The sequence below is a fragment of the Sphingomonas fuzhouensis genome (assembly GCF_034659795.1).
Taxonomy (GTDB): domain Bacteria; phylum Pseudomonadota; class Alphaproteobacteria; order Sphingomonadales; family Sphingomonadaceae; genus Sphingomonas; species Sphingomonas fuzhouensis.
In genome coordinates this window covers 560,491-585,380 of the sequence record NZ_JAXSQY010000002.1, presented here as the reverse complement: position 1 = coordinate 585,380, position 24,890 = coordinate 560,491, and the positions used below count along the sequence as shown (strand labels likewise).

25 protein-coding genes are annotated in these 24,890 nt (G+C 66.8%); 13 read left to right on the top strand and 12 right to left on the bottom strand.

Going from position 1 to position 24,890, the window contains the following annotated elements; translation table 11 throughout:
* Positions 1-94 precede the first annotated feature (94 nt).
* The 4 genes from U1H82_RS07150 to alr all read left to right on the top strand — a co-directional run bounded on the left by U1H82_RS07150 (position 95) and on the right by alr (position 4,076).
* Entirely contained in the window at positions 95-1,144 is a 1,050-nt protein-coding gene (locus tag U1H82_RS07150; protein ID WP_322964229.1) for an enoyl-CoA hydratase/isomerase family protein, read from the top strand.
* Positions 1,145-1,157: 13 nt separating this feature from the next.
* Positions 1,158-1,934 carry an enoyl-CoA hydratase gene (locus tag U1H82_RS07145; protein WP_322964228.1) on the top strand — a complete coding sequence of 259 codons (777 nt, stop codon included), beginning with the start codon at positions 1,158-1,160 and terminating at the stop codon, positions 1,932-1,934.
* A 139-nt stretch (positions 1,935-2,073) separates the two neighbouring features.
* Positions 2,074-2,949 (top strand): 3-hydroxyisobutyrate dehydrogenase, encoded by an 876-nt coding sequence (gene mmsB / locus U1H82_RS07140; RefSeq protein WP_322964227.1) that lies wholly within the window; start codon positions 2,074-2,076, stop codon positions 2,947-2,949.
* Positions 2,950-3,053: 104 nt separating this feature from the next.
* Entirely contained in the window at positions 3,054-4,076 is a 1,023-nt protein-coding gene (gene alr / locus U1H82_RS07135; RefSeq protein WP_322964429.1) for an alanine racemase, read from the top strand.
* 56 nt (positions 4,077-4,132) lie between these two features.
* Here alr and U1H82_RS07130 read toward each other — a convergent pair whose 3' ends face one another.
* The 3 genes from U1H82_RS07130 to U1H82_RS07120 all read right to left on the bottom strand — a co-directional run bounded on the left by U1H82_RS07130 (position 4,133) and on the right by U1H82_RS07120 (position 10,008).
* On the bottom strand, positions 4,133-7,414 hold the full coding sequence (locus U1H82_RS07130) for a TonB-dependent receptor domain-containing protein (RefSeq protein WP_322964226.1): 3,282 nt from the start codon (positions 7,412-7,414) through the stop codon (positions 4,133-4,135).
* A gap of 384 nt (positions 7,415-7,798) precedes the next feature.
* Positions 7,799-8,971 (bottom strand): acetyl-CoA C-acetyltransferase, encoded by a 1,173-nt coding sequence (locus U1H82_RS07125; RefSeq protein ID WP_322964225.1) that lies wholly within the window; start codon positions 8,969-8,971, stop codon positions 7,799-7,801.
* Positions 8,972-8,994: 23 nt separating this feature from the next.
* A complete protein-coding gene (locus U1H82_RS07120) occupies positions 8,995-10,008 on the bottom strand; it encodes an alpha/beta fold hydrolase (protein ID WP_322964224.1) in 1,014 nt (337 codons plus the stop codon).
* Positions 10,009-10,080: 72 nt separating this feature from the next.
* Between U1H82_RS07120 and phaR the strand changes: the two genes are divergently transcribed.
* The 3 genes from phaR to hslU all read left to right on the top strand — a co-directional run bounded on the left by phaR (position 10,081) and on the right by hslU (position 12,848).
* Entirely contained in the window at positions 10,081-10,638 is a 558-nt protein-coding gene (phaR, locus tag U1H82_RS07115) for a polyhydroxyalkanoate synthesis repressor PhaR (protein ID WP_322964223.1), read from the top strand.
* A gap of 355 nt (positions 10,639-10,993) precedes the next feature.
* Complete coding sequence (hslV, locus tag U1H82_RS07110; protein WP_058744342.1) at positions 10,994-11,536, top strand: ATP-dependent protease subunit HslV; 543 nt, start codon at positions 10,994-10,996, stop codon at positions 11,534-11,536.
* A 13-nt stretch (positions 11,537-11,549) separates the two neighbouring features.
* Positions 11,550-12,848, top strand: coding sequence for an ATP-dependent protease ATPase subunit HslU (hslU, locus tag U1H82_RS07105; RefSeq protein ID WP_322964222.1), 1,299 nt, complete (start codon positions 11,550-11,552; stop codon positions 12,846-12,848).
* Positions 12,849-13,016: 168 nt separating this feature from the next.
* On the opposite strand, the gene U1H82_RS07100 is transcribed toward hslU, so the two are convergent.
* From U1H82_RS07100 to U1H82_RS07075, 6 genes are all read right to left on the bottom strand, one after another.
* The gene (locus U1H82_RS07100; protein ID WP_322964221.1) at positions 13,017-13,388 is read right to left on the bottom strand and encodes a hypothetical protein; all 372 of its coding nucleotides are present in this window, start codon (positions 13,386-13,388) and stop codon (positions 13,017-13,019) included.
* The gene (locus U1H82_RS07095; protein ID WP_322964220.1) at positions 13,385-13,813 is read right to left on the bottom strand and encodes a hypothetical protein; all 429 of its coding nucleotides are present in this window, start codon (positions 13,811-13,813) and stop codon (positions 13,385-13,387) included. Before U1H82_RS07095 ends, U1H82_RS07100 begins: the two co-directional genes overlap by 4 nt.
* A 35-nt stretch (positions 13,814-13,848) precedes the next feature.
* The gene (gloB, locus tag U1H82_RS07090) at positions 13,849-14,565 is read right to left on the bottom strand and encodes a hydroxyacylglutathione hydrolase (protein WP_322964219.1); all 717 of its coding nucleotides are present in this window, start codon (positions 14,563-14,565) and stop codon (positions 13,849-13,851) included.
* A 10-nt stretch (positions 14,566-14,575) separates the two neighbouring features.
* Positions 14,576-14,992, bottom strand: a complete 417-nt coding sequence (locus U1H82_RS07085; RefSeq protein WP_322964218.1) for a VOC family protein — start codon at positions 14,990-14,992, stop codon at positions 14,576-14,578.
* Between the two features lie 90 nt (positions 14,993-15,082).
* Entirely contained in the window at positions 15,083-15,847 is a 765-nt protein-coding gene (locus U1H82_RS07080; RefSeq protein WP_322964217.1) for a tetratricopeptide repeat protein, read from the bottom strand.
* Positions 15,844-16,572 (bottom strand): alpha/beta hydrolase, encoded by a 729-nt coding sequence (locus U1H82_RS07075; RefSeq protein WP_322964216.1) that lies wholly within the window; start codon positions 16,570-16,572, stop codon positions 15,844-15,846. Before U1H82_RS07075 ends, U1H82_RS07080 begins: the two co-directional genes overlap by 4 nt.
* Before the next feature lie 161 nt (positions 16,573-16,733).
* On the opposite strand from U1H82_RS07075, the gene U1H82_RS07070 reads away from it, so the two are divergent.
* The 3 genes from U1H82_RS07070 to U1H82_RS07060 all read left to right on the top strand — a co-directional run bounded on the left by U1H82_RS07070 (position 16,734) and on the right by U1H82_RS07060 (position 19,836).
* Entirely contained in the window at positions 16,734-17,870 is a 1,137-nt protein-coding gene (locus tag U1H82_RS07070) for a glycosyltransferase family 4 protein (RefSeq protein ID WP_322964214.1), read from the top strand.
* An 89-nt stretch (positions 17,871-17,959) separates the two neighbouring features.
* Positions 17,960-19,363 carry an NAD(P)H-dependent flavin oxidoreductase gene (locus U1H82_RS07065; RefSeq protein ID WP_322964213.1) on the top strand — a complete coding sequence of 468 codons (1,404 nt, stop codon included), beginning with the start codon at positions 17,960-17,962 and terminating at the stop codon, positions 19,361-19,363.
* Positions 19,364-19,371: 8 nt separating this feature from the next.
* Positions 19,372-19,836 carry a hypothetical protein gene (locus tag U1H82_RS07060; RefSeq protein WP_322964212.1) on the top strand — a complete coding sequence of 155 codons (465 nt, stop codon included), beginning with the start codon at positions 19,372-19,374 and terminating at the stop codon, positions 19,834-19,836.
* A 211-nt stretch (positions 19,837-20,047) separates the two neighbouring features.
* Here U1H82_RS07060 and U1H82_RS07055 read toward each other — a convergent pair whose 3' ends face one another.
* Both U1H82_RS07055 and U1H82_RS07050 read right to left on the bottom strand, forming a co-directional pair.
* A complete protein-coding gene (locus U1H82_RS07055) occupies positions 20,048-20,239 on the bottom strand; it encodes a YMGG-like glycine zipper-containing protein (RefSeq protein WP_322964210.1) in 192 nt (63 codons plus the stop codon).
* Positions 20,240-20,580: 341 nt separating this feature from the next.
* Positions 20,581-21,579 (bottom strand): 2-hydroxyacid dehydrogenase, encoded by a 999-nt coding sequence (locus U1H82_RS07050; protein ID WP_322964428.1) that lies wholly within the window; start codon positions 21,577-21,579, stop codon positions 20,581-20,583.
* Between the two features lie 121 nt (positions 21,580-21,700).
* Between U1H82_RS07050 and U1H82_RS07045 the strand changes: the two genes are divergently transcribed.
* Positions 21,701-22,201: an SH3 domain-containing protein gene (locus U1H82_RS07045; protein WP_322964209.1), complete on the top strand. Its 501-nt coding sequence runs from the start codon at positions 21,701-21,703 to the stop codon at positions 22,199-22,201.
* Between the two features lie 196 nt (positions 22,202-22,397).
* On the opposite strand, the gene U1H82_RS07040 is transcribed toward U1H82_RS07045, so the two are convergent.
* Positions 22,398-23,579 carry an acetyl-CoA C-acyltransferase gene (locus U1H82_RS07040; RefSeq protein ID WP_322964208.1) on the bottom strand — a complete coding sequence of 394 codons (1,182 nt, stop codon included), beginning with the start codon at positions 23,577-23,579 and terminating at the stop codon, positions 22,398-22,400.
* A gap of 94 nt (positions 23,580-23,673) precedes the next feature.
* Here U1H82_RS07040 and U1H82_RS07035 point away from each other — a divergent pair, with 94 nt between their 5' ends.
* Complete coding sequence (locus U1H82_RS07035) at positions 23,674-24,435, top strand: prepilin peptidase (protein WP_322964207.1); 762 nt, start codon at positions 23,674-23,676, stop codon at positions 24,433-24,435.
* The gene (locus U1H82_RS07030; protein WP_322964206.1) at positions 24,432-24,863 is read left to right on the top strand and encodes a hypothetical protein; all 432 of its coding nucleotides are present in this window, start codon (positions 24,432-24,434) and stop codon (positions 24,861-24,863) included. The genes U1H82_RS07035 and U1H82_RS07030 overlap by 4 nt, the downstream gene beginning before the upstream one ends.
* Positions 24,864-24,890 lie beyond the last annotated feature (27 nt).

Genomic DNA, 24,890 nt, shown 5'->3' with positions numbered 1-24,890 from the left:
GGGTCCAGTTGCCAATCGGCCGGTAGCGCGCCACGTAATGCGCGGCATCTGGGCCCCGGCCTTCGCCGGGGTCGAAGAAGATAGAAGGACTGGCATGACCCAGGATCTGATCGTCACCCGCGAAGGCCCGGTCGGGCGGCTGCGGCTCAACCGGCCCAAGGCGATCCACGCTTTGACCCAGGCCATGTGCGGCGGCGTGCTGACCGCGCTGGAGGACTGGCGCGGCGATCTGGGGGTCGAGGCGGTCATCATCGACCATGCCGAAGGGCGCGGCTTCTGCGCGGGCGGTGATATCCGGTTGCTCGCCGAAAGTGGTGCGGGCGATGGCGAGGCGGCACGCCGCTTCTTCCATGCCGAATACCGGATGAACCACCGGTTGTTCACCTATGCCAAGCCGATCGTCGCATTCATGGACGGTATCACCATGGGCGGCGGCGTCGGTATCTCCGCGCCTGCCCGCTTCCGCGTCGCGACCGAGAATACCCGTTTCGCCATGCCCGAGACGGGGATCGGCCTGTTCCCCGATGTCGGCGGCGGCTGGTATCTGTCGCGGCTACCGGGGCGGATGGGCGCGTTCCTCGCGCTGACCGGCCACCGGCTCGACGGGGCGGAGGCGCATGCGCTGGGCCTCGCCACCCATTATCTGCCCTCGTCGGCGCTGGACGAGGCCAAGGCCGCGATCATCGCCGCGCCGCAGGAGATCGCCGCGACGCTGGATCGGCTCTCGGTCCCCGCGCCCGAAGCGAAGATCATCGCCCACGCGACCGATATCGACCGGCTCTTCGCCGCCGATACGCTGGAAGAGATCATCGCCGCGCTGGAAGCCGATGACGGCGAATGGGCGGCACAGCAACTGGCGGTGCTCCGCACCAAATCGCCACAGGCCTGCAAGGTCTCGCTCCGCCTGCTCCGCGAGGGCAAGCTGACCACCGATTTCGCCGATGAGATGCGCCGCGAATATGGGATCGCCGCGCATGTCGTGCAGCGTCCCGACTTTGCCGAGGGCGTCCGCGCGCTGATCGTCGACAAGGACAATGCGCCGCGCTGGAACCCCGCCACGCCCGAGGGCGTCACCGACACGATGATCGACCATATCTTCGCGCCCCTGCCGGACGAGCAGGCGTGGACGCCCGAAGATCGCTGAAAAGGACGCCCGCATGACCGACTACAACACCCTGATCGTCGAGCGCCGCGAGGCGGTGACCCTGGTGACGCTCAACCGGCCGCAGGCGCTGAACGCGCTCAATGCCGAGCTGCTGGCCGAACTGCTCGACGTGATGCGCGCCTATGACGCCGATCCCGAACAGCGCTGCGCCGTCATCACCGGCAGCCCCAAGGCGTTCGCGGCCGGAGCCGACATCAAGGAGATGCAGGAGATGGACTTCGCCGCCATGTACGGGCGAAACCATTTCGCCGGCTGGGACGACTTCACTCGCACCCGCAAGCCGATCATCGCGGCGGTGGCGGGCTATGCGCTGGGCGGCGGATGCGAGCTGGCGATGATGTGCGACTTCATCCTGGCCGCCGACACCGCCAAATTCGGCCAGCCCGAGATCAAGCTGGGCGTGACGCCAGGCATGGGCGGATCGCAGCGGCTGGCGCACGCGGTCGGCAAGGCCAAGGCGATGGAGATGTGCCTGACCGGCCGGATGATGGACGCCGAGGAAGCCGAGCGTTCGGGCCTCGTCGCCCGCATCGTCCCCGCCGCCGATCTGGTCGAAGAGGCGTTGAAGACCGCCGCGACCATCGCGGGCATGGCGCCGATCGCGGCGCGCGCAAACAAGGAAATGGTCAACGCGGCCTTCGACATGGGGCTGGCGCAGGGCGTGCAGTTCGAGCGGCGGCTGTTCCATGGCCTGTTCGGCTCGGCCGACCAGAAGGAAGGCATGGCCGCGTTCGTCGAGAAGCGGAGCCCCAACTGGACCGGCAACTGAGTCTCACGCCCCTCCTGCAGGCGGGAGGGGATGGGGGAGGGCAGGCCGCAAGCTACACGCTCGGTGAGACCCCATGCCCTCCCCAAACCCCTCCCGCCTGCGGGAGGGGCTTAAGAAAAAGAACATAGGAGAGAACATCATGGCGCGAATCGCCTTTATCGGCCTGGGCAATATGGGCGGCGGCATGGCCGCCAATCTGGCGAAGGCGGGGCATGACGTCCGCGCCTTCGACCTGTCGGCGGACGCGCTGGCGGCGGCGAAGATGGCCGGGTGCCTGCCGGTCGACAGCGCCATCGCGGCGATGGACGGAGTCGAAGCGGTCGTCACCATGCTGCCCGCCGGAACCCATGTCGAGCGCGTCTATGCTGATGCCGTGTTCGCCGCAGCGCCTCCATCGGCCATCCTGATCGACTGCTCGACCATCGACGTCGCCACCGCGCGCCGCGTGGCGGAGGCCGCGGGAGGAAAGGGCATGATGGCGGTCGACGCCCCCGTCTCGGGCGGCATCGCGGCGGCCAAGGCGGGAACGCTGACCTTCATGGTCGGCGGCACGCAGGAGGCTTTCGACCGCGCCGAGCCGTTCCTGGCCGCCATGGGCCAGGCGGTAATCCATGCCGGCGGCCATGGCGCGGGCCAGGCGGCCAAGATCTGCAACAACATGCTGCTCGGCGCGACGATGATCGCGACCTGCGAGGCGTTCGTGCTGGCTGAGAAGCTGGGGCTGGAGGCGCAGACCTTCTACGACATCGCCTCGGTCTCGTCGGGGCAGAGCTGGTCGATGACCAAATATTGCCCCGTCCCCGGCGTCGGACCGGAGACGCCCGCCGATCATGACTATCAAGGCGGCTTTGCGGCGGCGCTGATGCTCAAGGACCTCAAGCTGGCGATGGAGGCCGCGCGCGATGCGGGGGCGACGACCCCGATGGGCGAGCGCGCGGCGCAACTCTATGCCGCGTTCGTCGGCGAGGGACAGCCGCCGGTGGACTTCTCCGGCATCATCCGCACGCTGCGCTGAGCCGAGCGGCAGACAGAACTCTGTGCGGCGGCGGGGATGGCAAAAAGTCCCCGCCCGCCTTTTCCCACCCGGCAATGCGGCCTAAAGCCCGGTGGGTGATCGACATTCCCGCCCCCCTTCGCCTGCGCGTCGACCGCGATGCGCTTCAATCCAACTGGCAGGCGCTCGACCGGATGAGCGGGGCGGCGGCATGCGGCGCGGCGGTGAAGGCCAATGGCTATGGCCTGGGCGCGACCCTGGTGGCGCGCGCGCTGGCCGAGACGGGGTGCCGCGATTTCTTCGTCGCCAACTGGGCGGAGGCGGCGGCGCTGGCCCCGCTCGGGCTGACCGTTTCGGTCCTGCACGGGCTGCGCGCCGAGGATGTCGCGGCGGCGAGGGCGGGGCTGGCACGCCCCGTCCTCAACTCACCCGAGCAGATCGCCCGCTGGCGCGAGAGCGGCGGCGGGCCGTGCGACGTCATGGTCGATACCGGCATCAACCGGCTGGGCGTGTCGGTCGAGGCGGTGGCGCAGGGCCTGCTCGACGGGTTGCAGATCGAGACGCTGCTCAGCCACCTGGCCTGCGCCGATGAGGACGTGGCCATGAACGGGCGTCAACAGGCCGCTTTTGCGGGGCTGAAGGGCCGGACCGGCGCGCGGCGGATGAGTCTTGCCAATTCCGCCGGAATCGGGCTGGGGCCGGATTATCATTTCGACCTGACCCGGCCGGGCCTCGCGCTCTATGGCGGGACGCCGCGCCCCGGCATGGCGGCCATGCTGCGCCAGGTCGCCTGGCCCGAAGCGCAAATCCTCCAGCGCCGCTGTGTCCCGGCCGGACAGACGGTCGGCTATAACGCGACCTGGACCGCCCCCGCCGATACCGACGTCGCGATCCTGAACCTGGGCTATGCCGATGGCTATCGCCGCGCATTGTCGGGGCTGGGCGCGGCGGTTGCGGACGGCGTCAGACTGCCCGTGCTGGGCCGCGTGTCGATGGACCTGATCGCGATCGACGTGTCCGCCCGCCCCGATCTGGCCGAGGGCGACTGGCTGGCAATGGATTATGATCTGGCCGTGGCGTCCGAGCTTTCGGGCGTGTCGCAATATGAATTGCTGACCGGCCTCGCCCAGCGCTTCGCGCGGGCATAAAAAAGGGCCGCCTCTTCATGAGGCGGCCCCGAGTTGGTGACCAATTGCTGCGTGGCTTAGAAGCGGGCCTCCACACCTGCATACAGGAAGCGACCGATGTTTGGATAAATCGAGTCGTTGCCGGTGGTGGTGTTTCCGATGCCGGTCAATTCATAAGGTGGCAGCTGGTTGGTGATGTTGTCCACGCCGAGATAGAGGCGGAACTTCTCCGTCGCGTTCACCCCAATCCGCGCGTCGTGATAGACGATCGGGCTGTAATAGACGAACGGGCGGGCATCCGGGTTGAGCGCCGGGCGCCCCTGCGAGGCAAAGAAGGTCTCGTAGACTAATCCCGACACGATCTGCCGACCGACATAGCGTGCGGTATAGCCGAAATCGACCACGCCGACCTTGCCGTTCAGGTTGAAACGAGCCTGCCACTTCGGATCGCCCAACATGCTGTCCTGACGATCATAGCGCCCCGGCTCGGCGATGTAGGTGTAGTTCAGCCGGTTGAAGATATAGGCGACCGTCAGGTTGGCGTTCAGCGAGGCGTTCTCCGAAAAACGCTTGGCATATTGCACGTCGAAGTCGATGCCGTTGGTCTTCAGCGCCGCGAAATTATACGGCTGATTGATGAAGCTGATCCCATTGCCCGCCTGGGAGAAGGTGAACTGCGACTGATCGATGGTACGACCGGTCTGACCCAGGAAGGTGCCGTTCTGAACAGGATCGGACGACTGACGCCGGAAGACTGCCGCGCAGAACTGATTGTCGATCCCGTTGGTGTCGTCATAGCAGCGGTTGATGATCTGCTGGCCGCTCAGGCCGGAGATCACGTTCTTCACCCGGATATTGTAATAGTCGACCTTGAAGGTCAGCCCGGGAACCTGCTGTGGCTGATAGACCAGGCCCAGCGTGAAGCTGTTGCCGACTTCCGGGGTCAGGCCGATATTGCCCTGGTTGACGCCTGGAATGGTCGACGGTGACTGGTTGGTCCAAGGACGGATCAGCTGAGCACCGGTCGTCGGATCGGTGAAGGTGATCGTCGTTGGAATACCGGCCGCCGCGCAGTTGCGAACGCGGTTGGGGTTGGAGGTAATGTTGTTGCTGGCGTTCGTCCCACCCGGCTGATCGCAAGGATCGGCGACCGAGACGAAGGTCGTCGACTGCGAGGCGTAGAGGTTGCTCAGGTTGGGTGCCCGTACCGAACGGGAGAAGCTGCCCCGCACACGCAGGTCGCGAACGGGCGCCCAGATCAGCCCGGCATTCCACGCCCAGACCGAACCGGTGCTGCCGCCATAGTCGGAGATTCGTCCGGCACCCTCGACCGTCAGTTCCTGAATGAACGGAATATTGGCGAGCAGTGGCAGGCGAAGTTCGCCATATGCCTCCTTGATGTTGACGGCGGGCGGGTTGAATGTCGCCGCGGGATTCAGGAAGGTCGCACCCGATGCGGTGATCGCGTCCTGTCCCGAGAAGGCGTCCTCGCGACGATATTCACCGCCGAACGAGAAATACACCGGACCGCCGGGCAGCCTGAAGAATGACCCGGTGTTGCCCGAGATGAACGCGGTGGCGTTGATCTGTTCCGCCCACTGATTGCGGGTGGAGGTGTGCAGAATGTAGTTGATGGCACGGGGATCGGCCGCATTCTGGCCGAACAGGTTCAGCGGCACGCAACCCGGCGCGGCGTTTGTTCCGGCGGCATTGGCCGCGCAGATGACCCGCTGCCCTTGCGAATTGAGTACAAAGTCGGACCCTGCATAATTGGCAGGGGCCACCACCGCGTTAACCGCGTTACGGTAATTGGCCAGCAGGACGTTGCCGCCCGTGCGATAGAAGTTTTCCGTCCGGCCGTAATTGCCTGCGACTTCGTAGTACAGGTCGCCCGATGGCGTCAGATCGCCGCGCACGCCGATGACGCCGCGATAGGTGCGGCGAGTGTGGAACTCGGCGCGGGTACCCAGATCGTTGTTGAAGCGATTGAGCGTGAACGACGTCGCGCCTGGTGCCAGAATCGTGCCCAGGGTCGCACGGGCAGCGGGCGTCAGGAACGGATTGTTGACGCTGAACGTGCTGGTCAGCGTACCGCCGGTGAAGCTCGGCTGCGTCGATTGCTGCGTCGCCTTGATGTTGGCGAAGCTGAACTCGACGAACGGTTTGAAGGCGGGGGAAATCTCGCCGTTGAGGAGGATGTTGGCCAGGAAACGATCCAGGCCCGGCATCAGCATCGCGCCTTCCAGGCCCGATGCGGTGCCGCCGAACAGGACGCCGCCGCCGATCGCGCGGTTGTCGACGAGACCGGTGGTGGACGGCGAATCGCGGAGCAGCGAGCCGTCGGGCTGGAACAGATAATTATAGGCGATCGGGCTGCCGGTAGGCGAGGTCTGGCCGGTGCAGATCGCGGCCCGTTGTGCCGCATTGGCCGCCGTGGAGGTGGTGGGGCACTGGGTCACGACGGTGCCGCCGATCGAACGATTGCCGAACACGCTGCCACGCGGCACGAAGGTCGTGTTGGGAATGCCGTCGAAGTTGCGGTTTGGCGCGTTCGTGATCTGTGAATTGATGAAAGCAGGCGTGCCGCCATAGGCGCCAAGATAAGGACGCTGGGCAAAAAAGACGGGATTGCTCTTGGAATATTCCGCAGAGACGGTCAGGTTGAAGCGATCATCGGCAAAGTTCGTGCCGGTGATGCCGCTGACCAGATAAGTGCCGCGATCGCCATAGCTGGTCGCGCCGCCCTGCGCGCGCAGGCGCGTGCCTTCAAAGTCCCGCCTCAGCTTGAAGTTGACCACACCCGAGATCGCATCCGAACCATAGACGGCCGACTGCCCCCCCGTGACGATGTCGATCGATTCGACAAGGTCGAACGGAATGGTATTGATGTCCGGCGTGTAGGACCCCGGAACTGCGGTAACCACGCGACGGCCGTTGACCAGCGTCAGCGTCCGCGCCGTGCCCAGGCCGCGCAGATCGAGCAGGTTCAGACCGGCCGTTCCGATCGATCCAGTCGAGTTCGCCTGGCTGAACGTGCTCCGGAGCTGCGGCAGCTGACTGATGGCATCGCCCAGCGAAACGTCGCCGCGCGTGCCAAGCAATTCGGCGGCGTTGACCGATTCTACAGGGATGGCCGCGTCGAACTTGTTGGTCAGGCGAATGCGCGATCCGGTGACGACAACATCATCGGCGCCCGCGCGATTGCCCGGAGTCGCGGCATCGGATGTGGTGTCCGCCTCATCTTCCTGAACATTCGGCGCCGTGGTCGAGGTGGTGCTGACCTGCGCGAGCGCTGCCACTGGGAAAAGCACCAGGGTGCTGGCGAGCGCGGACGCTCCCAGCAGGGTACGCATCTTCATTTTATTTTACCCCTTAAGTGCGGATCATTCCGTCCGCTGCCCTCAGGGGAAGAAATTATTCGATCAAAAACAAGGATATAAGACGGCAGGAGCGAATATTGTGAAGATCATGTGACATGTATGTGACATGTTTGTCACTTATGTTCAGGAAGTGGGTAAGTCACGAAATTATCATAAAATTTTTGAGGTGCATACGCATCGTGGGATTTTTTCTGTCGAGGGTAGATTCAGGCGAGTTGAGGCGCCGTAGGATAGCGTCTGAAACCGATGAATCGGATCGCCGGAATCGGAGCACCTATGCCGTTACCGGCCAGAGATGAAACAGGGGGCGTGACGGCTCCGTCACACCCCCTGCATTGGCTTCAGAATAGAAAAGTGGCGTGTTTATCGCTCAACACACATGGCGATGCCCATGCCGCCGCCGATGCACAGCGTGGCCAGGCCCTTTTTCGCGTCGCGCTTTTGCATTTCGTAGATCAGGGTCGTGAGCACACGCGCGCCGCTGGCGCCGATCGGGTGGCCCAGCGCAATCGCGCCGCCATTGACGTTGACCTTGTCGGGGTCGAAGCCCAGTTCCTTGCCGACCGACAGCGCCTGGGCCGCAAAGGCTTCGTTGGCTTCGATCAGGTCGAGGTCGCCGACGCTCCAGCCCGCCTTTTCCAGCGCGCGGCGCGTGGCGGGGACGGGGCCGATGCCCATGACCGAGGGATCGACGCCCGCCGAGGCCCAGCTCTTGATCGTGGCGAGCACAGGGGCGCCGCGCTTCTCGGCTTCCTCGCGGCTCATCAGGACGAGCGCAGCGGCGCCGTCATTCAGGCCCGAGGCATTGGCGGCCGTGACCGTGCCGTCCTTTTTGAAGGCGGGGCGCACGCCCGACACGCTTTCGATCGTGGCACCGGCGCGGATATATTCGTCGTCGGCGACGACCGTCTCGCCCTTGCGGGTCTTGATGGTGACGGGGGCGATCTCGTCCTTGAAGCGGCCTTCGCCACGCGCCTTTTCCGCCAGATTCTGCGAGCGGACGGCGAACCGGTCCTGCTCGTCGCGGGTCACCTGATATTGCTCGGCGAGGTTTTCGGCGGTGATCCCCATGTGATAGCCCGCAAAGGCATCGGTCAGGCCGTCATGGACCATGGTGTCGACCATGGTCAGCGGACCCATCTTGGTGCCGCCGCGCATCGTCTGGGCATGGGGCGACAGCGACATGGATTCCTGCCCGCCCGCAACGACGATGGTCGCATCGCCATTGGCGATCGCCTGAAGCCCGAGCGCCACCGCGCGCAGGCCCGAACCGCAGACCTGGTTCACGCCATAAGCCGGTACTTCCTTGGGAATGCCCGCCGCCATCGACGCCTGACGAGCGGGGTTCTGCCCCTGCGCGGCGGTCAGCACCTGGCCGAGAATGACCTCGGACACGTCCTCGCCGGTGATACCCGCCTGTTCGAGCGCAGCGGTGATCGCCACTCGGCCCAGCTCATGCGCGGGCGTGGCGGCAAAGGCGCCCAGGAAGCTGCCCACAGGGGTGCGCTTGGCGGCGGTAATGACGATCTCGGTCATGAAGGCTCCTCTCAACTCTCACTCTATCTAGGGGCAGGAAGGCCCGCGATCCAGTCGGCCAGCGGCTGCCAGAGCTGTTGCTCCGCGCGGCCGCCGACGACCATGCCGACATGGCCCGTGCCGCCCTCACGCCGGTCGGACAGACCGATGGCGGTGGCGGCGGGGACGATCCGGTCGGCGGTGGCGACGAACTCGACGCTAGGGGCGTCGCATTGCGATGGTGTGACGATGCCGCCCGCGACGCGCCATTGGCCCAGGCCGGGCCGATCCTCGGCGATCAGTTGCTCGAACAGCTCACGTCCGAAGGCATGGGGCAGGGGTGCGCCCTGATTGGCCCAGTCCTCCAGGCGGATGAAGCGGCGCGCCGCCTCGCTGCGGGGATCGAGATCGGCGAAGGCGGCATATTTGGCGATGGTGCGCGCCGGATCGAGCCGCCAGAAGCCCGCCTGCAACGCCTCCATCGGCACCATGCCGAGGGCTTCGGAGGTCGGCTTGATCGCCGCCCATTGGGCCGCCATCGCGGCGCGTGCCTCGTCGCCATAGCCGCTGAAGTGCCAGGGCGCGGCGATCGCGGCGAGCCCAGCCACCTGGCTTCGCGCCGCCGCCGCCATCGCCAGCGTGCCGCCCAAACAATAGCCGACCAGCACCGGCGGCTGCGGCAGGCACGCGATCAGGGGAAGGAGGAAGCGCTCGACATGGCCCGCCACGTCCAGGTCGCGGTCCTTCGCGTCCGGCGTGCCCCAGTCGATCAGCCAGGGGTGGAAGCCTTGCCCCCGCAGCCAGCGGATCAGCGAGCGGTCGCGTGACAGGTCGAGGATCGCGGGCGGATTGATGAGCGAGGGGATGAACAGCACCGGCCGCCCTTCTCCTCCGGCATCGCGCAAGCGCACCCGCCCGCGCCGCCGCCGGACGGGCAGGGCGCGCATCGGCCGCTCGCGCTTCGCCTGCTGGAAGCGGCGCAGACCGGTCAGCGCGGCCTGTGCCAGCGCGGGATTTTCCGCGGCCTCGCTGCGCAGCATCGCTAGGAACAGCGGCAAGGGGCGCGGACCATGTTGCGATGCGAAATCCAAGGCGTTAGGCTGCGGCAAAACCATGAAAGGCGGGGGTCCATGAAGAAGCAGGCATCGGACGGCGTCGTGATCGTCAAGAAATATGCGAACCGGCGGCTCTACAACACCGAAACCTCCTCCTACATCACGCTCGATCATCTGGCGGTGATGATTCGGGCGGGGCGTGACTTCAAGGTGGTCGACGCCAAGACCGACGAGGACATCACCCATAATGTCCTCACCCAGATCATCATGGAAGAGGAAAGCCGGGGCGAGACGATGCTGCCCGTGAATTTCCTGCGCCAGTTAATTTCGATGTACGGCGATTCGATGCAGGCGGTGGTGCCGGGGTATCTGGAGGCGTCGATGGACAGCTTCCGCCGCAACCAGGAACAGTTCAAATCGGCGGTCGAGGGCGCATTCGCCAACACGCCCTTCGCCGACATGGCCAAGCGCAACCTGGCGATGTTCGAGGCCGCGACGCAGGGGTTCAAGCCCGGTGCGGCGGCGCCTGCCCCGGCTCCGGCGGCCCCCGCCGCCAGCAAGGATGCTGAAATGGCGGCGCTGAAGGCGGAGCTTGCCGCGCTGAAGGACAAGATCGAGAAGCTGGGGGAGTAATCTCCACGCTCCGTTCAGCCTGGGCGAAGTCGAATGCTGTGGCGGAACATCGCGGCTGGCCCCATCTCATTCCTCCCCTGGAAGGGGAGGTGGCAGGCCGAAGGCCTGACGGAGGGGTGCCCCGGCTTGAGAGATTGGTCTTCTCTCACGACTGGTGACACCCCTCCACCAGCTTCGCTGGTCCCCCCCCCCCCCTTGCAGGGGAGGAATGGGCAGGAACCTGGTGCCTACCGTTGCGGCGTGGCCTTCGACTTCGCTCAGATGGAGCGGAGATGGTGGATCGACCGTCACCCGATCATTGAACCCGCCGCCCCCCGACTCCATATCGCCGCGCATGAGCGGGAATGAACACGCCATGCCCACTTGGCATGGCACGACGATTTGCTCGGTGCGCCGTGGCGGCCGGGTGGTGGTGGCCGGGGACGGTCAGGTTTCGATGGGCCAGACGGTCATGAAGCCCAATGCGCGGAAAGTCCGGCGGCTGGGCGACGGCTCGGTCATCGGCGGCTTTGCAGGCGCGACGGCGGATGCCTTCACCCTGTTCGAGCGGCTGGAGGCCAAGCTGGAGCGGCATAACGGCCAGCTGCTGCGCGCGGCGGTCGAGCTGGCCAAGGACTGGCGGACCGACAAGTTCCTGCGCAACCTGGAGGCGATGATGATCGTCGCCGACAAGGACGTGACGCTGATCCTGACCGGAAACGGCGACGTTCTGGAGCCCGAGAACGGCATCTGTGCGATCGGGTCGGGCGGCAACTATGCGCTCGCGGCGGCGCGGGCGCTCGTCGACTATGAACAGGATGCCGAGACGATCGCACGCAAGGCGATGGCGATCGCCGCCGATGTCTGCGTCTACACCAATGACCGCGTCACGCTCGAAGCCATCGACGGCGCGCAGTAACCCGAAAGCTCCCATGAACGACCAGCTGACCCCCAAGGCGATCGTCGCCGCGCTCGACGCGCATATCATCGGCCAGGCCGACGCCAAGCGCGCCGTCGCCGTCGCGATGCGCAACCGCTGGCGTCGCCAGCGCCTCGGCGCGGATTTGCGCGACGAGGTGACGCCCAAGAACATCCTGATGATCGGCCCGACGGGGTGCGGCAAGACCGAGATCAGCCGCCGTCTGGCCAAGCTGGCCGATGCGCCCTTCGTCAAGGTCGAGGCGACCAAGTTCACCGAGGTCGGCTATGTCGGCCGCGACGTCGAACAGATCGCGCGCGACCTGGTCGAGGAGGCGATCCGGCTGGAAAAGGAACGCCGCCGCGTCGCGGTGAAGGACAAGGCCGAAGAGGCGGCGATGAACCGCCTGCTCGATGCCTTGGTGGGCAAGGACTCCAGCCAGGCGACGCGCGAGGCGTTCCGCCAGCGCTTCCGCGACGGTCATCTCGACCAGACCGAGATCGAGATTGAACTGGAACAGGCCCCGGCCATGCCGTTCGAGATCCCCGGTGTCGCGCCGCAGATGATCAACCTGTCCGAGATGATGGGCAAGGCGTTCGGCGGCGGCCAGCCGCTCAAGCGCCGCAAGCTGACCGTCTCGGCCGCCTGGACCAAGCTGGTCGAGGAGGAAGCCGACAAGCGCCTAGACCAGGACGAGGTCAGCCGCGCCGCGCTGGCCGATGCCGAGGCGAACGGGATCGTCTTCCTCGACGAGATCGACAAGATTGCCGTGTCGGACGTGCGCGGCGGCTCGGTCAGCCGCGAGGGCGTGCAGCGCGACCTGCTGCCGCTGATCGAGGGGACGACCGTCTCGACCAAATACGGCCCGATGAAGACGGACCATATCCTCTTCATCGCGTCCGGCGCCTTCCATGTCGCCAAGCCGTCCGACCTGCTGCCCGAGTTGCAGGGGCGTCTGCCGATCCGCGTCGAGCTGAAGGCGCTGACCGAAGGCGATTTCGTCGCGATCCTGTCCGACACCAAGGCGTCGTTGCCCCTTCAATATAAGGCACTGATCGGCACCGAAGGCGTCGAGATCGCCTTTACCGAGGACGGCATCGCGGCGATCGCGCGGATCGCGGCAGAGGTGAATTCACAGGTCGAGAATATCGGTGCCCGGCGGCTCCAGACGGTGATGGAAAAGCTGCTGGAGGAAGTAAGCTTCGAAGCGGAGGACCGGCAGGGTACGACTCTGACGATCGACGCGGCCTATGTGGACAGCCAGTTGGCGGCGGTGGCGCGCAATACCGATCTCAGCCGGTTCGTTTTGTGATTAGGGTGGAGGCTCGGTGAGACACCGTGGCCCTCCCCCATCCCCTCCCGCCTGCGGGAGGGGTGAGCCCAGATTGAAACGTAGGAATAGAGGTGCAGCCGCTGGTCTTGCCGCTCCCCTCCCGTAGACGGGAGGGGATGGGGGAGGGCAGGCCACAAGCCACGCCTCCTATTTCTTCACCCGATCATAGGGCACGAACCCGTCGAAGAAGCACCACGCCGTCGGGATCGACAGTCCCTGCTGCAGCACCCGGAACCGGTCGTTGCGACAGACCTGCGAGCCCCAGCGCTCGATCATCAGCGTGTTGAACGGCTGAATCCCCGCACATTGCCCGCGCACCTTGGCGCGCCAGAGGCGGGGGCCTGCGTTGATGATGATGGTGTCCTTGTCGGCGATGACCGGCCCCGACATGGCCGTGCCGGTATCGACGCACTGGGCCGGTGGTCCGGCGACGCGCCCGGCAAAGGGATCGGACTTGGCCGCCGACAGCGTCAGGGCCAGGCCGAGCGCGGCGGCGATGGTCGTTTTGCTCCGCATCATCCTTGCTTCCGATAGGGGGTGAACTCGCCGAAGCTGCAACTGCCGGTGAAGAAACCCGAGCTGCGGTCGACGGTCTGGGCGATATCGCCCGAGCAGAGCTGCCCCGTGGTGGTGCGGGTCACGAAGATATTGTTGCCCGACCCACCGACATCACCGCATCCGCCCGCCGTCCGGCTGACATATTTCAGGCGCGGCGATACGGTATAGACCAACGTGGGGCCATAGGAGCGGACCTGCTGCGTTCGATACTGGTTGATACACTGGGTCGGCGGCCCTGCGGTGAGGCCGCGCAGGGTCTTGGCGAGGTCGGCGCGCTCGGTTTCGGCGCGCTGCTCGATGCGCGCCTTTTCGGCGGGGCTCAGCGTACAGCCCGCCAGGGCCGCCATGGGGATCAGAACAGAAACCAACGTCACGATACGCATCATTCCGCCTCCGTCAAAATACCCCTGTAGCAATCACCCTAACCCTTGAACGCGTCCTTGGCTGCACGACGCTGCGCCAGTTCCTCGGCATCGACCGAGCGGAGGAAGGGGTTGGTGGCCCGTTCCAGCGCGATGGTCGTCGGAATGGTCGGCTCACCCTGTTCGCGCATCGCGACGATATCGGCCAGCCGCTCGGCAATGGCTTCGTTATCGGGCTCGGCAGCGGCGGCGAAGCGGGCGTTGGACAGGGTATATTCGTGCCCGCAATAGACGCGGGTGTCGCCCGGCAGCGCGGCGAAGCGGCGCATATTGGCGTGCATCTGCGCCGCCGTCCCCTCGAACAACCGGCCGCAGCCCATGGCGAACAGCGTGTCGCCGGTGAAGATCGTGGCGCGGTCCACGATATGAAAGGCGATATGCCCCGCCGTGTGCCCCGGCACCGACCAGATGGTGGCGAAGGTGCCGCCGACCGCGATCGTGTCGCCCTCGGCAAGCAGCGTGTCGAGCCCGTCGATCTTCGCTGCCTCCGCCGCCGGACCGGCGACGCGTGCGCCTTGCGCCTTCAACGCGGCGGCCCCGCCGACATGATCGGGATGCCAATGGGTCAGCCAGACCTGATCGATCGTCCAGCCCCGCGCCGCCGCAGCCGCTGCGACGGGCGCGGCTTCGCCGGGGTCAAGCGCGACGGTCTGGCCCGCATGATGGATCAGCCAGGCATAATTGTCGGAGAGGACGGGGACGCGAACGATTTCCATGGACGGTCCCTTACCAGCTTCCGACATTGGGCATCGAGGCCCAAGGTTCGGCCGGGGGCAGCGCGCCGTCCTGCAACAGTTCGATCGAGATGCCGTCGGGCGTCTTGACGAAGGCCATATGCCCATCGCGCGGCGGGCGGTTGATCGTGATCCCGGCGTCCATCAGCCGCTGGCAGGTCTCGTAGATATTGTCGACACGGTAGGCGAGATGCCCGAAATTGCGTCCGCCGGTATAGATTTCGGGGTCCCAATTATGCGTCAGCTCGACCTCGGCGCGACCCTCGTCGCCCGGCGCCGCCAGGAAGATCAGCGAGAAACGGCCGCCCTCATTGTCGATCCGCCGCACTTCCTTCAGGCCGAGCAGGTCGAAAAAGCGGATGCTGGCGTCCAGGTCGCTGACGCGGATCATGGTGTGGAGATAGCGCATCGGTTGGTCTGCCTGTTCAACGGGGCCGCTCGGGCGGGGACGCCATCCTATCCCGAACGGGACTATATGGCTTTGACATGCGATAAGCGGTCAGCGCGACGGGAATTGCGACAGCGCCTTGGCCGCTTCGGCGCGGATCGGGCTGTCGGGCGGGGAGAGGCGGGCGGCCTCGCTCCACGCCTTGCGCGCGCCCGCTTCGTCGCCTGCGACGGCGGCGATATTGCCCGCCTCCAGCTGGACGCTGGCATCGTCGGCGGAGCGGGCCAGCGCCTGGGCGATGTCCTTCTGCGCGCGCGGCAAATCCTTCATCCGCCGGGCCAGCGTTGCCGACAACAGCCAGGCGAGCGGATCGGCCGGGGCATTGGTCAGCGCCGCGTCCAGATCGACCCGCGCGGCGGCCATCTGCCCGCCCGCGACGGAGGCGCGCGCCCGGTCGAGTTGCGCCTCGCCCAGCGCAAAGCCGCTCAACTCGCCCGCCGCCAGCGCGGCGTCGAGCGCGGCGCGGGCATGGGTGGCATCCCCGGCGGCCAGAAAGGCATTGCCCGCCTGTGCCCAGTAATTGGCGGCGCGCACGTCATGCGCCGTCTCGGCGGCGCGGGCCGCCTGTTCGAAGGCGCTCGCCGCCGCCGTCCAGTTTCGCTCGGTGGCGAAGGCCAGGCCCAGGCATTGCTGCGCGAAGAAGCCGCCGCCCGCCAGCCGCCATTTGCCCGCCTCGATCTTGGCGGCGGCGGGCTCGCTTTCGGCCAGCGCGACGCAGCGTCGATAGCGGGCTTCGCGTGGGTCGGTGGGCAAGGGCGGCGTCTTCGCAGGAGCGGACTGGACGGCGGCGGCGAGTGCCAGGGGGAGCAGGATCATAGGTGGTGCAACACGTCCTCGACGGCCCGGATCAGCAGCGCGATATCGCCCTCGCGCGACAGCCGGTGGTCGCCATCCTTGACCAATATCGTCTGCACATCGGCTGAACGGAACAACTGCGCCAGATGGGTGGTCCGGTGCCATGGCACATCGGGGTCGGCCATGCCCTGAAGCAGCCGCACCGGCCCGTCGAACGCAATCGGGCCGAAGGTCAATCGGTTGGCCTCGCCCGACGACCAGAAACGGCGGGTATAGACAGTGGGGGCGGGGCCATAGGGATTGGGTCGCTCCAGCCGCCCGGCCTGGAGGATCGTCATCTTTTCCTCGGTCGAAAAACCCCAGTCGGTGAAATCGGGCGCGGGCGCGATCCCGACCAGCGCCCTGACCTGATCCGGCCGGGCGAGGGCGGCGAGCAGCATCAGCCAGCCGCCCATCGACGAGCCGACCAGCACCGCCGGGCCCTTCACCACATCGTCGAGCATCGCGACGACGTCGTCACGCCAGTCGGCCAGCGCCTGATCCTCGAACGCCCCCGCCGACTCGCCGCAGCCGCCATAGTCGAAGCGCAGGAACGCCCGGCCGTTCGCCGTTGCCCAGGCCTCCAGCGCCAAGGCCTTCGACCCCTGCATGTCCGAGGCATAGCCCGGCAGGAAGACGATCGCGGGCCCCGTGCCCGGCGTCCAGTTATAGGCAAGCTTGGGGCGGGGCTGGGGGGTGTCGGTCATGACCGGGATTTAGGGCGCGGGCGCGTGATTGGAAACCCGGTGGCGCCCGCCCGGCAAGCTGACCGGATCGACATCGCAAAGCGCCCTTTCGCTGGGGGGGGAAACGCGGACGATTGGCGTCAGCGGTTTTCAACACCCGCGCCGCCCGCTAATCCGGCGGCATGGCCCGTCCGCTGAACATCCTCCATCTCCACTCCTCCTTTTCGCTCGGCGGCAAGGAGGCGCGCGCGGTTGCGTTGATGAACGCCTTTGGTGATGCGGCGAAGCACAGCATCGTCTCGGCGATGCCCGACGAACTCGGCGCGCGCGATTCGATCGCCAAGGGTATCCGCTACGAGATCGCGCAGGATGCGCCGCCGCTGACCGGCAAACCCTCGGTCAAGCGCTATGAGGCGATCGCGGCCTATATGCGCCGCTTCGACCTGGTACTGACCTATAATTGGGGCGCGATCGATGGGGTGATGGCGCGCCGCGTCTATGCCAAGGGTGCGCCGCCCCTGGTCCATCACGAGGACGGCTTCAACGCCGACGAGGCGCGGGGGCTCAAGGTCGAGCGCAACATCTATCGCCGCATCGCCCTGTCGGCGGCGGATGCGCTGGCGGTGCCCAGCCATATCCTGGAACGGATCGCGCTTCAGACCTGGAAGCAACCGGCCGCGCGGGTCCACCGCATCCCCAACGGCATCGACACCAAACTCTATGCCCGCGATCCCGATCCCAAGGGCATTCCCGGCTTCGTCCGCCAGCCCAAGGAGGTCGTGGTCGGCGCGCTGGCGGGGTTGCGCACCGTCAAGAACCTGCCGATGTTGGTCCGCGCGATGGGCGGCATTCCGGGGCGGTTCCGGCTGGTGATCGTCGGCGAAGGGCCGGAGCGCGCGATCATCCAGCAGGCCGCCGCCGCGATGGGCATCGCCGATCGGCTGGTGATGCCGGGCTTTCTGCCGCGCCCCTATAATTTCATCCGGCATTTCGACATCGTCGCGCTGTCCTCGCTGTCCGAGCAGGCGCCGATCTCGGTGCTGGAGGGGATGGCGGCGGGGCTGCCCATCGCCTCGCTGCCGGTCGGCGATGTGGCGTCGATGGTGTCGGAGGCCAATCGCCCGTTCATCGCCGATGCCCCCAACGAGGTGCGGCTGCGCGACGTGATCCAGGCCCTTATCGCCAATCCCGACCTGCGCGCCCAGGCGGGTGCCGCCAACCAGGCGCGGGCGCGCGCCGAATTCGACCAGAGCCAGATGATCGCCCGCTACAAGGCGCTGTACGAAGGCGTATTGGGGCGGCCCGGCGCGCTGGGTTGAGGCCGGTACGGGCGGGTGCTTTTAATTCCCCCTCGCTTAGCGATCCTAACACGCTATATGAGACCCTTTCGGACAGACAAGGTAACGACGTGTTCAAAGGCTTGAGCCCCATCCTCTACAACGGCCGCGAGGTTTGGCCGCTGATCGAAGGCGGGAAGGGCGTCGCGGCGACCAATCACGCCTCGGCGGGCGCCTGGGCGGCGGCGGGTGGCGTCGGCACCGTGTCGGCCGTGAATGCCGACAGCTATGACGCCGAGGGCAAGATCATTCCCCAGATCTACCGCGCGCTGACCCGGCGCGAGCGGCATGAGGAACTGATCGAATACGCCATCGAGGGTGCGGTCCAGCAGGTGAAGCGCGCCTGGGACATTGCCGGTGGCAAGGGCGCGATCAACATCAACGTGCTGTGGGAAATGGGCGGCGCGCAGCGGGTGCTGGAAGGCGTGCTGGCGCGCACCAAGGGTCTGGTCGCGGGCGTCACCTGCGGCGCGGGCATGCCCTATAAGCTGTCCGAGATCGCGGCGCATCACCAGGTCAGCTATCTGCCGATCGTCTCCTCGGGCCGCGCTTTCCGCGCGCTGTGGAAGCGGGCCTATTCCAAGGCATCGGAATGGCTGGCGGCGGTCGTGTACGAAGACCCCTGGCTCGCCGGCGGCCATAACGGCCTGTCCAATGCCGAAGACCCCTTGCAGCCGCAAGACCCCTATCCGCGCGTGAAGGCGCTGCGCGACACGATGCGCGAGGGTGGGATTTCGGACGAGGTGCCGATCGTGATGGCGGGCGGCGTCTGGTACTTACGCGACTGGAACGACTGGATCGACAATCCCGAGCTGGGCAAGATCGCCTTCCAGTTCGGCACGCGGCCCTTGTTGACCCAGGAAAGCCCGATCCCGGAAGAGTGGAAGCAGCGGCTGATGACGATCGAGCAGGGCGATGTCCTGCTCCATCGCTTCTCGCCGACCGGTTTCTATTCCAGCGCGGTACGCAATCCGTTCCTGCGCAATCTGGAAGCCCGTTCGGACCGCCAGATCGCCTTTTCGACGCAGGAAGCGGGCGACCATGTCTTCCAGCTCGACGTAGGCGTGAAGGGCAAGAATTTCTGGGTGACCAAGGGCGACCTGCTGCGCGCGCGCGAGTGGTTCGGCGCAGGCTTCACCATGGCGCTGAAGACGCCGGACAACACGCTCGTCTTCGTGACGCCGGAAGAGGCCAAGGAAATCCGCAAGGACCAGGCCGACTGCATGGGCTGCCTGTCGCAGTGCCTGTTCTCGAGCTGGGCCGATAGCGAGACCAACTCGACCGGCCGTCTCGCCGATCCGCGCAGCTTCTGCATCCAGAAGACGCTGCAGGACATCGCCCATGGCGGCGATGTCGAGCAGAACCTGATGTTCGCCGGACATGCGGCGTATAATTTCAAGCGCGATCCCTTCTATTCCAACGGCTTCGTGCCGACGGTGAAGCAGCTGGTCGACCGCATCCTGACCGGCGACTAAGTCTGGTGATGACGCCGGAACTCACCGCGACGTTGCGAAGCGTCGCGGAGGCCATGGCGTCCTTTCCCGATGGGTGGTGGATTATCGGTAGTGCGGCCTTGGCGCTTCACGGTGTCGATGCCGGGCTGGTCCACGATGTCGATGTGCTGATCGACGCCAGGCTGACCGATGCGGTGTTCGATCGTCTGGGCGTTGCGCCGATCACCTTGCCGCCCGATCCGCTGTTCCGCTCGGCGGCCTTCGCAAAATGGGATGCGACACCGGTTCCTGTCGAGGTGATGGCCGGTCTCCATGTCGCCGTTGCGGGACGCTGGCAACGGGTCGAACCACGCACGCGCCAGCGGATCGTCATGGCAGAGGGGGCATTGTTCGTGCCCGACCGGCAAGAGTTGCTGGCGCTATGCCGCCTCTTCGGGCGACCGAAGGACGAGCCGCGTATCGAAGCGCTGTTGGCGGCGGAAGCGGCCGCATAACCAGCCGCTTCCGCCTGACACAATTAGAGCGGTTTTCAACCAGGTTGAACCACCGTCATCGCCCTGCGGGCGACCGCTTCGCGGCGGGGCGCTTTCGATTCAGGGCGGCGTTGCTTGTCGGTCACGATGCTTCAGCATCGCTCCCTCCGCGCGCCTTGCCCCGAACCGAAATTACCTCCGTGCCGATGATCCAAACTGGACGGAAACCGCTCTAGTCGGCGACGGTGCCGACCACGGCACCCGCCGTGCCGCCGACCGCAGCACCCTTTTCGACGCTGCCCCCCGTCGCGGCCGCGACACCCGCGCCGCCCGCGCCACCGATCGCGGCACCCTTCAGGGTGGAACAGGCCGACATGGACAGGGCAGTTGCGGCGAGGGTCAGGCTAATAGCCAGCTTTTTCATGGGGGTAGCTCCTGTTGGAATGACAGGAGGGGAATGCGGGGAGGGTGACAGGGGTTCCGCGCCGCAACATTTTGACATGGATCAGAGGGGCGTGGCGGCGGCATTTGCGCAGGCGGCTACTCTATACAGAAGACCTGAACTGCAGGGGCAAGCGTCCGGCATCGTGCCACTCTCGGCCCGCGGCAAAGCGCCATGCCCGCCGTTCGACCCTGTCCCGTCATTGCGAGCCGAGCGAAGCAATCCAGGGTGTCGTGCCCGGACACTGGATTGCTTCGCTGCGCTCACAATGACGAATCGGCCTCGTGTCGCTCGGCTTTAATACCGCCTGAAATCGGCAAGCCTTACAGCCACCCCTCCAGCACCTGGTCCGGCGGGCGGTGGCCGTCGGCCCAGCTGCGGATATTAGCGATGACCTTTTCGCCCGAGGCGACGCGGCCCTCCAGCGTGGCCGAGCCCATATGCGGGGTCAGCACGACATTGGGGAGGGCGAGCAGGCGGGGGTCGATCTCGGGCTCGTGCCGCCAGACGTCGAGGCCAGCGCCCGCCAGTCCCCCGGCCTCCAGCGCGTCGACCATCGCGTCCTCGTCGACGATGCCGCCGCGACTGGCGTTGATCAGATAGACATGCGAGCGCATCAGGCCGATCCGGCGGCGGTCGAGCAGGTCGTGGCTGTCGGCGTTGAGCGGCGTGTGGATCGACACGATGTCGACCGCGCCCAGCATCGCGTCGAGGTCGGCATACCAGGTCGCGCCCAGTTCCGCCTCGATGCTGGCGGGCAGGCGGCGGCGGTTGTGATAGTGAATCGACAGGCCGAAGGCACGCGCCCGCCGGGCGACGGCTTGCCCGATCCGCCCCATGCCGACGATGCCCAGCGCCTTGCCGCCGATCCGGTGGCCCAGCATCCCGCCGGGGCTCCACCCCTTCCACGCGCCCGAACGGACCAGCTTCTCGCCCTCGGCCAGGCGGCGCGGCACCGACAGGATCAGCGCCATGGTCATGTCGGCCGTGTCCTCGGTCAGGACGCCCGGCGTGTTGGTGACGATGATGCCACGTGCCCGCGCCGCCTTCAGGTCGATATGGTTCACCCCGGCGCCGAAATTGGCGATCAGCTTCAGCCGGGGACCGGCCTCCGCGATCAGGGCGGCATCGATCGTGTCGGTGACGGTCGGGACCAGCACATCGCAAATAGCCATCGCGGCGGCGAGCTGCGCGCGGCTCATCTTTTCGTCGGTACGATTGAGATGCGTCTCGAACAGCGCCGCCATCCGGTCCATCACGGGATCGGGCAGTTCGCGGGTGACGACCACCCTGGGGTTCAGGCAGCGGCGTGGATCGACCATGTCTGGGGATTGCGGCAAGCTCGCGGGTCCGTCAACCGGCGATCGGGGCGGGAAGATGGTTGAAGCCGCCCCCCGGCTCGGCGTAGAGCCGCACGCTGACGGGCAAGCGGAAGGATGAAAGATGCGCAGGTCCATGGTCGGACTGGCAATTTTGGCGATGACGCTGACGGTGGGGCCGCTCGCCCCGGCGGCGACCGCCGCGTCCGAAAAGCGGGCACTGCCCTATTATGGATCGATCGGCGCGTCGCTGGCACGGATGCGGACGGGGCCGGGGCGCAGCTATCCGGCCAGCTGGACCTATCGCCGGGCCGACCTGCCGGTGAAGGTGGTCGACGTGTTCAAGGAATGGCGCAAGGTCCAGGACCCCGACGGGACCGAGGGCTGGATGCTCGCCGTCCTGCTCCGCAACACCCGTACCGCGATCGTGCAGGGGACCGAACCACTGCCGATGCGCGCCGCCCCCGATGAGAATGCCAAGACCCTGTGGCGCGCGGCGCCCGGCGTGGTCGGGCGGATCAGCGAGTGCAATGGCGGCTGGTGCCGGTTGGACGTGAAGGGGCAGGCGGGCTTCGTGCCGGTCGGATCGATCTGGGGTGTCGCGCCGGGTGAGGTGATTCCTTAAACGCTCCGTCCGGCGGAGGTGCCGACCCCGCGCGGAACATGCCCGTCCCATGGGGCGGGAGCCTTCTTCTCCCCTCCCGCAAGCGGGAGGGGTCGGGGGAGGGCAAGAAGTCTCACCGAGACTGTCGCCTGTGGCTTTCCCTCCCCCATCCCCTCCCGCCCGTGGGAGGGGCGTGCCAAGAACCGAGGGCTACCCCTTACATCAACTCCACGGCCATCGCGGTGGCTTCGCCGCCGCCGATGCAGAGCGATACGACGCCGCGCTTCGCCCCCTTGGTCTCCAGCGCTGACAACAGGGTGGCCAGTACCCGCGCGCCGCTGGCGCCGATCGGGTGGCCCAGTGCGCAGGCGCCGCCATGGACGTTCAGCCGGTCGTGCGACAGGTCCATGTCGCGCATCGCGATCATCGCGACCGCCGCGAACGCCTCGTTGACCTCGTAGAGATCGGCATCCCCCGCCGACCAGCCTGCCCGCTCCAGGGCTTTCCGCATCGCAAAGACCGGGGCGGTGGTGAAGCGGGCGGGGGCATGGGCATGGGCTGCCTGGGCCACGACCCGCGCGATCGGGGTCAGGCCCAGCCGCTCGGCGACGCTCGCCCGCGTCATCACCAGCGCGGCGGCCCCGTCCGAGATGGACGAGGCGTTCGCCGCCGTGATCGTCCCGTCCTTCGAAAAGGCGGGCTTCAGCGTCGGGATCTTGGCGGGGTCGCCTTTGGCGGGCTGTTCGTCGAGGGTTATTCTCTCCTCGCCCTTGCGGGTCTTGACCGTGACGGCCACGATCTCGCGATCGAACGCACCAGAGGCTTGCGCCGCCTTGGCGCGTTCCAGCGAGGCGATGGCGAAATCGTCCTGCGCGCCCCTGGTGAACTGATATTCCTGCGCGGCTTCCTCGGCGAAATGGCCCATCAGGCGGCCGCGCTCATAGGCGTCCTCCAGCCCGTCGAGGAACATGTGGTCATAAAGCGTGTCGTGCCCGATCCGCGCGCCGCCGCGATGCTTGTGGCTGAGATAGGGGGCGTTCGTCATGCTCTCCATGCCGCCCGCGACGATCAGCTCGGCCGAGCCCGCCGCCAGCGCCTCGGCGGCCATGATCGCGGCCTGCATGCCCGATCCGCACATCTTGTTGACGGTGGTCGCCTCGACATGTTCGCCCAGCCCGGCCAAGATCGCCGCCTGCCGCGCCGGGGCCTGGCCCAGCCCGGCGGGGAGGACGCAGCCCATATGGATGCGCTCGACCAGCGCCGCATCGACCCCCGCCCGCTCCACCGCGCCCTTGACGGCGGCGGCGCCCAGCTGGGTCGCGGACAGGCCCGACATACTGCCCTGGAACGATCCCATGGGGGTGCGGGCATAGGACAGGATGACGATGGGGTCCGTCATGGCATACTCTCCGATAGGTCTGTTTTGATGTCGTTGTTTGGCGCGGGCCTTACGCCTTTTGCGCAGCCTTCGCAAAGGGGCTAGGGGCCGGTCCATGACGTTCGGGGCGGCATCGGCTTTGTGGGCCGCGATCTATGGCGTGGCGGGGGCGATCATCGGATCGTTCGTCGCCGCGCTGGTGCTGCGCTGGCTCGACGATCGCTCGGTGCTGGCGGGGCGATCGGCCTGCGATCATTGCGGCAAGACGCTGCGTGCCTGGGAATTGGTGCCGATCGTCAGCGCGATCGCCTTGCGCGGGCGCTGTGCGCGGTGTCGCCAGCCGATCGATCCGCTTCATTGGCGCATCGAAGGTCTCGCCGCGCTGATCGGCGTGTCGGCGGGGTGGGTCGCGGGGCCGGATGGCTGGACGGGCGCACTGTTCGGCTGGTCGCTGCTGGCGCTCGGGGCGCTGGACGCCTTGGCCATGTGGTTGCCCGATCGACTGACCGCGTGGCTGGCCGGGGCGGGGCTGTTGACCGGCATATTGGGCCATGCGCCGTTGCTGGACGAGCGGATCATCGGCGGACTGGTCGGCTTCGGCGCGCTCTGGGCGATTGCAGCGGGCTATCGCCGGTGGCGGGGGCGCGAGGGGATGGGTGGCGGCGATCCCAAGCTGATGGGCGCGATCGGGCTGTGGCTGGGCTGGCGGATGCTGCCCGGCGTGTTGCTGGCGGCGTGCGTGATCGGGCTAGGCTTCGTGGCGGTGCGGCATGGGTTGGGCCGCCGGGCGAGCGGGCAGGACATGGTGCCGCTCGGACTGTTGCTCGCACTGGCGGCTTACCCGGCCTGGGTGTTGATGATAGGATCGGCACCATGATGCTTTTGTCCGTCGTCGCGCTGGCGCTTGCCGGTGTTCAGGCCGCCCCGGTCGCTCCGCCGGTGCTGGGGACGCTGCCCAAGCAGACATTGCCCGAGCGGGGGTGCGCGGCCTATCTCTGGGCGGTGCAGGACCAGCGCTTCGTCGCGATGGTCGAGCCGGGCCGACTGCGCATCATGCTCGATGGCAAGCAGACCGATCTGCCCGCGGCCCAGGCGGCTGGCGGCGGTACATTGGGGCTGGCGAGCACGACCCGCTATGCCGGGGACGGCGTTACCGCGACGCTCGACATGACGATCACCCAGCGCGAGACGTTGCAGGACGGGGCCATCGTCTCGGATGCCAGCATTCGCCTAACGCGCGGGAATCAGGATGAAATCGTCGTTCCCGTCGGTGGGCTGGTCGGATGCGCGCCGGTATCGCGCTGACCGGTAAAGGGAACTTCAGGCCCCTCG